General features: G+C 66.8%; 9 protein-coding genes and 2 pseudogenes. 10 read left to right on the forward strand and 1 reads right to left on the reverse strand.

Features of this window, described 5'->3' with window-relative positions; translation table 11 throughout:
* Nucleotides 1-45 precede the first annotated feature (45 nt).
* The 9 genes and pseudogenes from G557_RS12875 to G557_RS13840 form a co-directional block, all read left to right on the forward strand.
* The gene (locus G557_RS12875; protein ID WP_051224968.1) at nucleotides 46-1,731 is read left to right on the forward strand and encodes a circularly permuted type 2 ATP-grasp protein; all 1,686 of its coding nucleotides are present in this window, start codon (nucleotides 46-48) and stop codon (nucleotides 1,729-1,731) included.
* On the forward strand, nucleotides 1,712-2,641 hold the full coding sequence (locus tag G557_RS0109425; RefSeq protein ID WP_028245833.1) for an alpha-E domain-containing protein: 930 nt from the start codon (nucleotides 1,712-1,714) through the stop codon (nucleotides 2,639-2,641). The genes G557_RS12875 and G557_RS0109425 overlap by 20 nt, the downstream gene beginning before the upstream one ends.
* Complete coding sequence (locus tag G557_RS0109430) at nucleotides 2,638-3,483, forward strand: transglutaminase family protein (protein ID WP_028245834.1); 846 nt, start codon at nucleotides 2,638-2,640, stop codon at nucleotides 3,481-3,483. The genes G557_RS0109425 and G557_RS0109430 overlap by 4 nt, the downstream gene beginning before the upstream one ends.
* Before the next feature lie 151 nt (nucleotides 3,484-3,634).
* Nucleotides 3,635-4,129, forward strand: a complete 495-nt coding sequence (locus tag G557_RS12880) for an Hsp20/alpha crystallin family protein (protein ID WP_084627118.1) — start codon at nucleotides 3,635-3,637, stop codon at nucleotides 4,127-4,129.
* A 238-nt stretch (nucleotides 4,130-4,367) separates the two neighbouring features.
* Complete coding sequence (locus tag G557_RS0109440) at nucleotides 4,368-6,125, forward strand: ABC transporter ATP-binding protein (RefSeq protein ID WP_245542794.1); 1,758 nt, start codon at nucleotides 4,368-4,370, stop codon at nucleotides 6,123-6,125.
* 8 nt (nucleotides 6,126-6,133) lie between these two features.
* Entirely contained in the window at nucleotides 6,134-7,948 is a 1,815-nt protein-coding gene (locus tag G557_RS0109445; protein ID WP_342662188.1) for an ABC transporter ATP-binding protein, read from the forward strand.
* A gap of 56 nt (nucleotides 7,949-8,004) precedes the next feature.
* A complete protein-coding gene (locus G557_RS0109450) occupies nucleotides 8,005-9,732 on the forward strand; it encodes an alpha/beta-hydrolase family protein (protein WP_028245837.1) in 1,728 nt (575 codons plus the stop codon).
* A 348-nt stretch (nucleotides 9,733-10,080) separates the two neighbouring features.
* A pseudogene (locus G557_RS14460) lies at nucleotides 10,081-10,554 on the forward strand (LLM class flavin-dependent oxidoreductase); the annotation flags it as partial.
* 79 nt (nucleotides 10,555-10,633) lie between these two features.
* A pseudogene (locus tag G557_RS13840) lies at nucleotides 10,634-10,822 on the forward strand (GNAT family N-acetyltransferase); the annotation flags it as partial.
* 30 nt (nucleotides 10,823-10,852) lie between these two features.
* On the opposite strand, the gene G557_RS0109465 reads toward G557_RS13840, so the two are convergent.
* Nucleotides 10,853-11,290 carry a very short patch repair endonuclease gene (locus G557_RS0109465; RefSeq protein WP_028245839.1) on the reverse strand — a complete coding sequence of 146 codons (438 nt, stop codon included), beginning with the start codon at nucleotides 11,288-11,290 and terminating at the stop codon, nucleotides 10,853-10,855.
* A 63-nt stretch (nucleotides 11,291-11,353) separates the two neighbouring features.
* Here G557_RS0109465 and G557_RS0109470 point away from each other — a divergent pair, with 63 nt between their 5' ends.
* The gene (locus tag G557_RS0109470) at nucleotides 11,354-12,571 is read left to right on the forward strand and encodes a type II restriction endonuclease (protein ID WP_051224970.1); all 1,218 of its coding nucleotides are present in this window, start codon (nucleotides 11,354-11,356) and stop codon (nucleotides 12,569-12,571) included.
* Nucleotides 12,572-12,636 lie beyond the last annotated feature (65 nt).

Below are 12,636 nucleotides of genomic sequence, written 5' to 3' on the forward strand. Positions count from 1 at the left end.
TGCGACACTGAGCCTCAGCAGGCGGTCTTCGATCGGGGGACAGTGATGAGTGAACTCTTCGCAGGGTACGACGAGTGCGTCAGAACGCACGCCTTCGGTGGCGAGGCGTGGGATGAGATGTTCACGTCTCTGCCCGATGCCTCGGGGGCGCACGGCCAGGTGCGCGACCGCTACCGCAGCGTGCACGACGTGTTCGAACAGCTGAGCCGCGAAGAACTGCAGGCCCGCGTCGACTCACTGGCCAACTCGTATCTGACCCAGGGCGTGACCTTCGACTTTGCGGGTGAGGAGCGGCCGTTTCCGATCGACCCGGTGCCGCGCATCATCGAGGCGCAGGAGTGGCAGCGGCTGGAGCGCGGCATCGCCCAGCGAGTGCGGGCGCTCGAGGCGCTGCTCGACGATGTGTACGGGCCGCAGCTGTCAGTGGCCGACGGGGTCATTCCCGCGCATCTGATCGCTTCGTCAAAGCACTTTCACCGGCAGGCCGTCGGGGTGCAGCCACCGAACGGCGTGCGCATCCAGGTGGCCGGCATCGACCTCATTCGTGATGAGCAGGGCACGCTGCGCGTGCTTGAAGACAACGTGCGAGTGCCCTCTGGGGTCAGCTACGTGATCTCGAATCGCAGCGTGATGGCCCAGTCGCTGCCCGAGCTGTTCGCTCAGCAGACCGTGCGACCGGTGACCGAGTACGCTACCCGGCTGCTCGGGGCACTGCGCGCCGCCGCGCCAGATCCGGCGGCCGACCCCACGATCGTGGTGCTCACACCGGGCATCTACAACTCGGCCTACTTCGAGCACGCGCTGCTTGCTCGGCTGATGGGCGTCGAGCTGGTTGAGGGCCGCGACCTGTTCTGCACGGGCGGGCGGGTCTACATGCGCACCACGGCCGGCCCGCAGCGCGTCGACGTCATTTACAAGCGCGTCGACGACGAGTTCATCGACCCGCTGAACTTCCGCGCCGACTCGGTGCTGGGCTCGCCGGGCATCATGCTAGCCGCACGGCTCGGTAACGTGACCCTCGCCAACGCCGTCGGCAACGGGGTGGCCGACGACAAACTGATGTACACATACGTGCCCGACCTCATTCGCTACTTTCTGCACGAAGAGCCGCTGCTGCCCAACGTGCCCACCTGGCGGCTCGAAGACCCCGAGCAACTTGAAGAGGTGCTCGATCGACTCGACGAGCTCGTGGTCAAACCCGTCGACGGGTCGGGCGGCAAGGGGCTGGTGCTCGGCCCCCAGGCCAGCCCGCACGAGCTTGCAGTGCTCAAAGAGAAGCTGCTGCACGACCCGCGCGGGTGGATCGCCCAACCGGTTGTGATGCTCTCGACCATTCCCAGCGTGGTCGGCGGGGGCATCCGGCCGAGGCATGTCGATTTGCGACCCTTCGCCGTCAATGATGGCAACGACGTCTGGGTGCTGCCCGGAGGCCTCACCAGGGTGGCGCTGCCCGAGGGGCAGCTGGTGGTCAACTCGTCGCAGGGCGGCGGCTCGAAAGACACGTGGGTGCTGGCCGGTCCGCTTGACGAGCTGCGTCTGTCGGGGGCTGTGACTTCGCCACGCAGTGTGCCGGAACCCGGGCGAGAGGCCGTGCCGCTGACCGGGCTGCTCGACCCCGAACAGGGCCCGGCCGCAGAGCCAGGGCTGCGCCGTCAGCAAGAGCAGGAGCAGCAGCAGGCCGCTGCCGCACCATGTCGAAGGGAGGACGACCATGCTGTCACGAATCGCTGAGAGTCTGTTCTGGATCGGCCGCTATATCGAGCGCTCCGACGGCACGGCGCGTCTGCTCGACGTGCACCTGCAGCTGCTGCTCGAAGACCCCTGGGTCGAAGAGTCGAGCGCCTGCGAGGCGCTGCTCGGCGTGATGGGCTCAGCACCGCAAACGTTCGCCACCCTGCGTCGCAGCGACGTGCTGCGGCTGCTCGGCACCGACCGCACCCAGCCCTCGTCGATCGGCTCGTCGTTGTGGGCGGCCCGCGAGAATGCCCGTGGCGCTCGTGACGTGCTGCCGACCGAGGTGTGGGAGGCGATCAACACCACCGTCACCCGCTCGCCGCGACAGGTGCAGCAAGAGAAAGCGCACGACTACTTCAGGTGGGTGCGCGAGCGTGCCGCGCTGGTGTTCGGGCTCATCGAGTCGAACGTCAGTCGTGATGACGCTTGGCGACTGATCACCTTGGGGCGCTGCCTCGAACATGTCGACATGACGGCGAGACTGCTGGCCACGCGGTCGCTGACTGAAGCCAGCGGACCGTCGTGGACGACCATCCTGCGGTCGTGTGGAGGCTACCAGGCGTACCAGCACACCTATCGCGGGCTGCCGAGCGCGCAGCATGCCGCAGAGTTCCTGCTGCTCGACCGCTTGTTTCCCCGCTCGATCGTGTTCTCGCTGAATCTGGCCTCAGAGTGTCTGCGCGGGCTTGACCCCACGCCTACTCGAGTCGGGGTCGGCGCCCGGGCCCAGCGCGCCTTGGGGCAGATTCGCAGCGAACTCGAGTATGCCGCCATCGACGATGTGCTCGCTGATCTGCCGGGGTACATGGCGCTGGTGCAGACCGCGACATTGGGGGCAGCCGAGGGTATTCGCGACCGGTTCTTCCCGGTGAATCCGGATCCGAGCTGGGTGGGAGAGAGCGCATGAGAAGACTTCGCATCGTACATCGCACGGGGTACACCTACGACGCACCGGCCAACGCCTCGTACAACGAGGCCCGTATGCTGCCGGCCAACGGCGGCGGCCAGTTCGTGATCTCGTCGCGGCTGAGTGTGCCCAACCGGGTGTCGCAGCACGACTACGTCGACTACTTCGGCACCCGAGTCAGCAGTTTCGAGGTGCTCGCACCGCATGACGAGCTCACCCTGGTGGCGTCGAGCCTGGTCGAGGTGCGCCCGCCCGAGCCGGTGACCGGCGGCGCCGGATGGGGTGACCTGGCTCGCCTGTCGCAGGCCACCGTCACCGTCAGCGAGCAGCTGCTGCAGACTGATCGCACCCGCCCGCCGGCCGAGTTGGTGGCACTGGCCGAGCAGGAGCGGGGGCGAAGTGCGACTCCGGCTGAAGCGGCCATGGGCATCCTGACTCGGGTGGGTGACGCGGTCGAGTACGTGCAGGGTGTGACGGGCGTGACCACCAGCGCCGCACAGGCGTGGTCGAAGCGCAAGGGTGTGTGCCAAGACATTACGCATATCGCGCTGGGTGCACTGCGATCGGCGGGCATTCCGGCCCGGTATGTGTCGGGGTACCTGCACCCGAAGGCCGATGCCGCCATCGGCGAGACGGTCGAGGGTGAGTCGCATGCCTGGGTCGAGTGGTTCGACGGGGTGTGGCACGGGTTCGACGCGACCAACGGCATCGACATCTGCGACAGGCATGTGCAGGTCGGGCGCGGGCGCGACTACACCGATGTGGCGCCATTGCGTGGGGTGTACTCAGGTGAAGGCGCGTCGCATCTGTTCGTGTCGGTGCAGATCACGCAGGAGGGGTGAGCCGAGCCGATCAGCTGAGCCGAGCATCCTGCCAAAAAAGTTGAGTCACTTTCGCTCAAGTTGGGAATAATTGCTGCGAGCGCACGTTGTGTTCTTCTGTACGTCACACACGTGGCAGCGACCACCGGTGACACAGAAAGGATGATTCATCATGGCAATGGTTTTTGACCCGTTCCGCGAGATCGATCGTCTCGTCACGGGAGCAGCGCAGCAGGGCCCCAAGGGCATGCCCGTCGATCTGTATCGGGAGGGTGACCACTATGTTCTGGTCGCCGATATTCCCGGTGTCGACCCGGGGTCGATTGACGTCGACCTTGACGGCCAGCAGCTGTCGATTCGCGCCGAACGCTCGGCACGCAGCGGAGAGGCGGTGCAGTGGATCGCGCATGAGCGCCCGGCCGGCACCTATCTGCGGCAGTTGACCTTAGGCGACGGGCTCGACGTCGAGCGCATCGCGGCCACCTACGAGAACGGTGTGCTCACCCTCACCATTCCGGTGAGCGCGAAGGCGCGCCCGCGCAAGATTCAGGTCACCAGCTCGCCGGCCGCTGAAGTGCCCACTGTGGTGTCAGCAGAACCCCACGAGGCAGTGGCTGAGGCCGACGGCAGCGCTGACGCTGCGGTCGAGGCAGATGCCGCACACTGAGTGGTAGCGCGCGAGCACTGAGACTTCTGCGAGGTTCCCCCTCCTCGCAGAACAGGCAGAGACGGGAGTCGGCTTCGGCTGACTCCCGTCTCTGTGTCTGTAGCTGCCTTCGCGCCCGATGTCAGCGGGCCTGTGTTGCACTGTGTTGCGCTGAGTGTCGCCCGCGGTCGTGCGACGTTGAGGCGTCTTTGGCAGGATGCCCGGTGCCGGTTCGCCTCCAGCACGTAAGATTCCTCTGATGAGCTCCTCACTGCTGCACAACCTGCGTCGGCTGCGCGAACCCGCGCGAGGATTCTGGCCGTACTTTTTCGCCGGACTGCTCAGCGCACTGGTGGCCGGGCTGATCGCATTGGCCATTCCGCAGGTGCTGCGCTGGATGGTCAACGGCCCCCTTGCCGCCGATGTGACAGGTGCTTCGCTGTGGTGGGGTGTGGCCCTCGTGCTCGGTCTCGGCATCGGTGAAGCGGCACTGATCACCGCACGTCGACGGCTGCTCATCACGCCTGGCGGAGTGTTCGAACGCAACCTGCGTGTGCAGCTGTATCGGCATTTGATGACACTGCCACCGAGCACCGAGCAGCGCTGGAGCCCCGGGCAGCTGCTGTCCCGATCGATGGGCGACATTCGCCGCTTCAAACGCTGGCTGACCTTCGGCGCGGTCATGATCGTCGTCAACATCAGCACCATCGCGGTCGGTATCGTCGTGCTGCTGGCCGCAGACTGGATGCTCGGCGCGGTTTTCGTGGCGGCGGCCGTGCCCGCGTTCGCGATCAGCCTGCGTGCCCGTCGTGAGTACCACCTGCTCGCGCGCCGCAGCATGCAGCAGAGCGGCGACATCGCCAACACCGTCGAGGAGTCGGTGCACGGCATTCGCGTGCTCAAAGCATTCGGGCGCAGCAGCGAGGTGCTCGCCGCCTTCACCGATCAGGCAGCCGAGTTTCGCGGCACCGAGCTGGCGAAAGCACGCTCGCGGGCGATCGTCACCCTCGTGATGACGCTGCTGCCGCAGATTGCTCTCGGCGTGATTCTCGTCATCGGGCTGCTGCAGCTGGCAGACGGCACACTGAGCGTCGGCGCCCTGCTGGCGTTTTTCGCCACTGCTGCGCTGCTGTCCGGCCCACTCGAGCGACTGAGCGAGCAGTTCGCAATGACCCAAGACGCAGCATCGGCAAGCGACCGCTATCTCGAGGTGCTCGACGCCCCTGACCCGCTGCCCGACCCTGCGCATCCGATGCCGGTGCCGAGCGGCCCGGGCCGGGTCGAGTTCGATCACGTCAGCTATCGCTTCCACGATGAGCCTCCGGGGCACAGCGTGCTGACCGACATCGACCTGACCATTCGCGGCGGAGAGACGCTGGCGCTCATCGGGGCCACGGGCTCGGGAAAGACGACGCTCGCTCAGCTCATCCCGCGTTTCGCCGATGTCACTGCCGGCGGCATCCGGATTGACGGGGTGGATGTGCGCGCGCTCACTCGGCACGATCTGCGCGGTCTGATCTCGATCGCGTTCGAAGATCCGGTGCTGTTCTCGGCCACCGTGGCCGAGAACGTGCGATTTGGCGCACCGGAGGCCTCTGACGCCGAGGTGCGCGAGGCGCTCGAGGTGGCCAGTGCCGATTTCGTCGACGACTTGCCCAATGGGCTCGATACCCGCATCGGCGAAGAGGGGCTGAGCCTCTCTGGTGGGCAGCGGCAGCGGCTGTCGCTGGCCCGGGCCGTCATCGGCCGACCGCGTGTGCTGGTGCTCGATGATCCGCTGAGCGCCCTCGATGTGCGCACCGAGGCTGCGGTCACCGAGCGGCTGACGGGCTTTCTGCAGCAGACGACCACTTTGGTGATCGCCCACCGGCCATCGACGGTGGCGCTGGCCGACCGGGTGGCGCTGCTTGACGGCGGCCGCATCATGCATGTCGGTGCCCATCGAGAGCTGCTGCGCGCCAGTGCCCGCTATCGCGAGCTGGTCACTGGTCTCGCCGAGCCAGTCGGTGGCCGATGATGAGCGTGATGACCGGTGTCGAAGGCGAGGACCGCATCCAGCTGGGGCGACAGGATGCTCGAACCGTGCGCCGTCGCTCCTTCCGCCTGTTGGGCTCGTTGCTGCGCCCCCAACGTGCGCGGGTGGTATGGCTGGCCGTGGTTATCCTCGTGGCGCAGGGAGCCAAGGCTGCTGGGCCACTGATCCTCTCGATCGCGATCGACCAGGCGCTGCCCAGAGTGATCGCCGGAGACGAGCGGTGGGCCTGGTGGTCGGGCGGAGCGTATGTGCTGGCCGGCGTGCTGGCCGCCGTGGCCGGGTGGCAGGGCATCATGCTGACCGCTCGGGTGAGTCAGAATGCGCTGCTCGATCTGCGCCGCAGGGTCTTTCTGCAGGTGCAGCGGCTCGACCTGGGGTTCCACGAGACCTATACGTCGGGTCGGGCGATCTCTCGGCAGACCTCCGACCTCGACTCGATCCGCGAGCTGCTCGACGGCGGGGTCAACCAGCTGCTCTCGAGCTTTGTCTACATGGCCTTCGTTGCGGTGACGCTGGTGAGCATCGACCCGGTCAGTGGCCTGGTGCTCGCCGTGGCCGTGCTGCCGGTGGTGTTGGTGACCCGGTGGTTCCATCGCGTTTCACAGGTGCATTACCGCCGCACTCGTGTGGCCAGCGCCAACCTCATCGTGCAGTTCGTTGAGACGATCACCGGCATCCGTGCCGTGCAGGCGTTCCGTCGGGAGGCGGCAGTCACCGCCGAGCATACCCGGCTGGCCGACGAATACCGCTCAGCCGATCAGCGGGCGCTTGCCGCCAACGGCACCTATGACCCGGCGCTGGTGCTCATCGGCAACGTCACCGTCGCCGTGATGCTCGCCGTCGACGGGCTGCGGGTGGCCGGTGGGCACATCGCCATCGGCGTGCTCATCGCTGCGGTGCTCTACGCCAAGCAGTTCTTCACACCGGTCGAGCAGATGGCGCGGTTCTACAACTCGCTGCAGTCAGCGGTCGCCTCTCTGGAGAAGATCTCCGGGCTGCTCGAACAGCGGTCGGCGGTCACCGAACCCGTGCACCCGAGAGCCCTGCCCTCTGGTGCAGACGTGGTCGAGCTCGACGCGGTGACCTTCCGCTATCCGTCGGCTGATGCGGCCCAGCCAGCCCAGCTGCGCGATGTCACCGTGCGCATTCCCGCCGGGCAGGTGGTGGCACTGGTCGGCAGCACGGGAGCGGGCAAATCAACCGTGGCCAAGCTCGTGGCCAGGTTCTACGATCCGAGTGCCGGGCAGGTGCGCATCGGCGGCGTCGACCTGCGCGAAGTCGCCGACGACCAGCTGCGCCGCTCGGTCGTGCTCGTCACGCAGGAGGCGTATCTGTTCAGCGGCACGATCGCCGAGAACATCGCCATGGGCAGGCCAGGCGCGTCGCGTGACGAGATCGAGCGTGCCGCCGGGCAGGTCGGGCTCGACGAATTCGTGCGCGGACTGCCCGACGGCTACGACACCGACTTGGGGCAGCGCGGGGCGCGTCTTTCCGCTGGTCAGCGCCAGCTGCTCTCCTTCGCACGGGCGGTGCTGGCCGACCCGCAGGTGCTGATTCTCGACGAGGCGACCAGCTCACTGGATCTCCCTGGAGAGGCGCTTGTGCAGCGCGCCCTGCACACCCTGCTGGCCGGGCGCACTGCGGTGATCATCGCGCATCGGCTGTCGACGGTTGAGGTGTCTGATCGCGTGCTGGTCATCGAAAGCGGGCGCATCGTCGAAGACGGGGCGCCAGCTGAGCTGGTCGCCGCCGGCGGGCGGTACGCCGAGCTGCATGCCGAGTGGGTAGCCAGCACCGGAGGCTGAGCGTCGGTCGACCCAATAAACTGGCAGCATCCACATCTCAGTGACAGGAGCGCCCGGTGAGCTTCAAAACCACGTTCGCCCGCGCGAGCATTCGCACCTACCGCTGGATCACCACGGTGCTGGGCGCGCGCTTCGACCTGGTCGGGTTGGTCTTCGGGCTCAACCTCTTCTGGATGTCGCTGACACCCTCGCTCATGCCGCGCGACTGGTACTGGCAGGGGCTGATCAGCGGCGTGCTCATGATCGTCGGCTACGCGATCGGCGTCGCGGTGCGCCAGGTGGTGCGTTGGATCATCCCGCTGTTGTGCCGTTGGTGGCCCACCGCGTGGCGCTGGTCGCCGCGCACGTCGCGGCGCATCGGGCTGGGCTTCATTCTGGGCATGTTCCTGATCAACCTGTACTGGCTGATCGTCTATGTGCGGTGGCAGCAGAGCGTGTATCCCTCCAGCGGGTTCGTCCGCCCCGACGACAGCACGGTCGGCAGCATGGTGACGACCACGCTGATGGTGTGCACCACCCTCGCGCTGGCCTGGGGCGTGCTCGCGGTGTTCCGACTGGTCACCAGGCTCATCGGCGTGCTCTGGCACTTTCTGCTGGGCCGCCACGGCATCCACCGGCTGCCATCATTCATCGGCTACACCGTCAGCGTGCTGGCCGTTGCGTTGGTGGCGATGCTCGTGTTCAACACTGCGCTGCGCCCCTTCGTGCTCAACGTGGTCGACGGGTTCTACACCGCCAAGAACTCACGCACGGCCGAGGGCGTCCAGCAACCGACAAGTCCGTTGAAATCCGGCAGCGATGCGTCGCTGGTGTCGTGGGACGAGCTCGGCTGGCCGGGCAAGCAGTTCGTGGCGGGGTCGCCCACGACCGACGACATCCAGCAGTTCAACCCCGGTGAGCCCACCACCGAGCCGATCCGCGTCTATGTGGGCAAAGAGTTCTCTGACAACATCACGGCCCAGGCGCGCATCGCCGTGGCCGAGCTCGAGCGCACCGGGGCGTTCGACCGCGAGGCCGTGCAAATCGTCGTCACCACCGGCACCGGCTGGGTGAACTCGAAGGCTGCTCGGCCGCTTGAGTACCTGTACAACGGTGATATCGCGACCGTCGCCATTCAGTACTCGTATCTGCCCAGCGCGTTCTCGCTGCTGCTCGACCGTGATCGTGTGGCCGAGGCGGCCACACAGACGATCACCGGGGTCAAGCAGGCCATCGCCGATCATGCGGCGGCCTCCGGGCACTCGCCCAAGCTGTACATCTTCGGCGAGAGCCTGGGCAGCAACGGCATCGAGCAGTCGGCGCCGAGTCTGGCCGACCTCGTCGCAGACACCGACGGGGTGCTGCTGGCCGGCCCGCCCGGGTTCAACCCGCTGCATCAGCGGCTGACGGATGCCCGCGACGGCACCGCTGCGTGCGTCCAGAGCGAGGGCGTGCAGGTGCAGTTCATCAGCGGGTCGGATGAGCCGGACGACTGCAGCTCGCCCACGCAGCTGCTCTACCTGCAGAACACCTCCGACGCTGTGGTCAAGTGGAATGCGAGCCTGGCCTGGCGCGAGCCCGCCTGGATCACGGCGGAGCAGGCGGCGGGGCAGCTGAGCCCCTATGTGGTGTGGCGACCGGGCATCACGTGGGTGCAGGTCACGCTCGACATGCTCATCTCGAGCTGGGCACCCGATCGGTACGGGCACAACTACGGCTCCTCCGCGGTGCGCGCCTGGCTGCATCTGACCGACGCGCAGTGGAGCGAGGAGCGGATCGAGCAGCTGGAGGCCACCATTCAGTGAGCTGGGCGGGCCGGGGGCCTTCCCGCTCGTTCGAGTCCCACGCCCCAAGTCGGTTGCGCTCGCCGCGGAGGCCAGTGCTCCGCGACCTGTCACCGGGTACGTGACGCACTGTTGCAACTCGGTTCGAGGTGCACGGGTGACCTGTTTATTCTCGGTTCACGAAGCCTGATCGACAACGATCAGCGAACCACCAGCTCCGCGCCAGTGACTCGCCCCGCCGGGCGAGGCGTTCACGGCGCCGGAAGAGAGGCAGCAGTGAGCCAGAGCGTCGAACGCGTCATCCCCGTCGCCGGGGTGATCACTGCGGGCACCTACCCGGCGGATGACCCCGTGGGCGGGCTCGAGCGCGTGCTGCGCCTGATCGAACGTGTCGAGCGGCTCGGCTTCGACACCGTGGGGGTGAGGCAGCGTCATCTCGAGCGCGGCATCTCCTCGGCACTGACCGTGCTGGCCGCGGCATCCCAGCGCACCACGCGCATCACCCTCGAGACCAACGTGGTGCCGCTGGGCTTCGAGACGCCCTTCAGACTCGCCGAGGACTTCGCCACCGTCTGGGCGCTGGCCGCGGGCCGCCTGCACGTGGGGGTGAGCTCCTCGGCCCCGCACGCCGACCTGCTCGCCTCCCTCAACCGCATCGCCGCGCTCGCCGACACCGACCCGTACCCGTTGATCGAGCGATTCCTCGAGGCTCTGCGCGGTCACACGCTCGGCGCCCAGCCGCTGCCGACACCCTATGGCGCAGAGGAGCACCCGCATGTGCAGCCGCACGTGCCGGGGCTCGCCGACCAGGCCTGGCTCGGCGGGGGCTCGAACCGCTCGGTCGACTGGGCGGCCGCCCACGGGCTCAATCTGCTGCTCGGCAATCTGACGGATGCGGAGGGCGACGCCGGGTTCCACGCCTCGCAGCGGCTGCGCATCGAGGCTGGTTCTCGATGTGGCGCACCACATCCGCGCTCGCGGCGATCGTGCGCTGCTGCATGCGGCCGCGGCCAACACCGGGGCGATCGCCGCCTACGAGAAGCTCGGCTTCGCGCTGCGCCGGCGCAACGCCTCGAAGGCGTACCGCATCCCCGGTGTCGCGGGGGAGTGAGCACGCCGGCGGTCTCTCGCATCATGCCCTTCAGCGTGAGGAGCGCTGCCGGATCCAGTCTTCGACGACCTCGGCAGCCCGGGTCGGGTCCTCATGCTCCCAGAAGCGGAGAACCGTCCAACCGGCCTGCTCCAGCAGTGTCCGGTCCCTCAGGTCACGTTCTCGGTTTCGAGCGAACTTGCGAGCCCAGAAATCGACATTCGACTTGGGCATCGTGGCGTGGATCGGGCAGGAGTGCCAGTAGCAGCCATCGACGAAGATGGCCAGCCGGCGATGAGTGAAGACGATGTCCGGACGAACGTGGGCGGTCGGATCGACAGTGATTCGATAGTCGACGCGAAATCGGAGGCCTCGGCGGAACAGCTCGCGCCTCAGAGCGATCTCGGGAGCGGTGTCTCTTCGTCGGTTGGCTCGCATCGTGGCCCTCGCGTTGGCCGATGAAGTGCCGGGCGTCTCCTCTGCAGTCACCCTCCCACGGTACTGCTACCGTGGACGCATTCATGGCACGACCGTTCTCGAGGAGGAAACGAGATGACGAATTCCGACGCGCGCGGATACTCGATGGAGTCGACGGCACCATCACCGCTGGCGGAGCGCGCCCTCGCGGAGGTGGAGAAGTCGGAGCTCTCATTCGCGAAGACACTCGCGGCGAACGACACCGGGGCCACCGGTGGTCACCAATCAGGTGTCCTGATAAACAAGCGCGGCGGCCGAGTGCTCTTCCCCCAAGGGGAGCCCGAGACCTCTCCAGTCACGGAGGACATCGAGATCGCCTGGCAGCCGGCAGGCACGGTCACTCAGTCCAAGGCGAAGTGGTATTCCTCGAAAGGCGAGTATCGCGTCACCGGCGGTTTCGGCAAGGTGATCGGAGCGGAGAACGCGGGAGACCTCTTCATCCTGATCCGCGTGGACGAATCCGAGTACCTCGCATTCGTGCTCTCCACCGAGGCCGATATCGAGTTCTTCCGCTCCAGCACGGGCATCTCCCCGGCGGAGTCGAGCGCTCTACTTGAGGCCGGTGCAAGGAGCGATAATGGCGGGATCGGAGCCGAGATCGACGAGGATACGCTGATCTCCCTCTTCGTCAGCGGTCTGGATGATGCGTTCCCCGCGGGTTCGCAGGTCGCGGCGGAGGCGCGGAGGATCTGCGAGCTGCTCGGCGGAGGCGTCGGGGACGCGATCGCGCGACCGGATCGGCGTCTTCTCGAATGGGTGGATCTCGAATACCGTCTCTTCCAGCGCATCGAGGAGCATAACCTGCTGCCAGTCGTCAGGAGCGGGTTCCGCACGCTGCAGGAGTTCATCGATCTCGCGAACAGCGTCAAGAATCGGAGAGCTTCGAGGGCGGGGCATTCCCTCGAGTACCACGTCGAGGCCCTTCTGATCGCGAATCGGGTGGCCTATACCGCGCAGGGGAGGACGGAGCTGCACAAGCGACCGGACTTCCTCCTGCCGTCCGAGGACGCCTACCACGATCCGGCCTATCCATCGAAGGCTCTCTCGATGCTCGCGGTCAAGACCACGTGCAAGGACAGATGGAGGCAGGTGATCTCCGAGGCCGATCGCATCCAGGTGAAGCACCTGCTGACGCTGCAGCAGAGCATCAGCGCGCACCAGATCGAGGAGATGACCGACGCTGGCATTCAGCTGGTGGTGCCGCGGCGATTCCATCCGATGTACCCTGCGGAGTCTCGCAGTCGACTGATGTCGGTGGAGGCCTTTCTGCGCGACGCTCCGAAACTGAGCTGACGCACTGACCTTCAGCCGTGTCGGTGGTCTGTGCCACGATTCGGACATGACTCCTCGACACTCCG

It is taken from the genome of Pseudoclavibacter soli DSM 23366 (genome assembly GCF_000423505.1).
Taxonomy (GTDB): domain Bacteria; phylum Actinomycetota; class Actinomycetes; order Actinomycetales; family Microbacteriaceae; genus Pseudoclavibacter_A; species Pseudoclavibacter_A soli.

Coding starts and splice junctions, on each gene's coding strand:
- G557_RS12875 (WP_051224968.1), top strand. CDS start 46: ATGAGTGAACTCTTCGCAGGGTACGACGAGTGCGTCAGAACGCACGCC.
- G557_RS0109425 (WP_028245833.1), top strand. CDS start 1,712: ATGCTGTCACGAATCGCTGAGAGTCTGTTCTGGATCGGCCGCTATATC.
- G557_RS0109430 (WP_028245834.1), top strand. CDS start 2,638: ATGAGAAGACTTCGCATCGTACATCGCACGGGGTACACCTACGACGCA.
- G557_RS12880 (WP_084627118.1), top strand. CDS start 3,635: ATGGCAATGGTTTTTGACCCGTTCCGCGAGATCGATCGTCTCGTCACG.
- G557_RS0109440 (WP_245542794.1), top strand. CDS start 4,368: ATGAGCTCCTCACTGCTGCACAACCTGCGTCGGCTGCGCGAACCCGCG.
- G557_RS0109445 (WP_342662188.1), top strand. CDS start 6,134: ATGACCGGTGTCGAAGGCGAGGACCGCATCCAGCTGGGGCGACAGGAT.
- G557_RS0109470 (WP_051224970.1), top strand. CDS start 11,354: ATGACGAATTCCGACGCGCGCGGATACTCGATGGAGTCGACGGCACCA.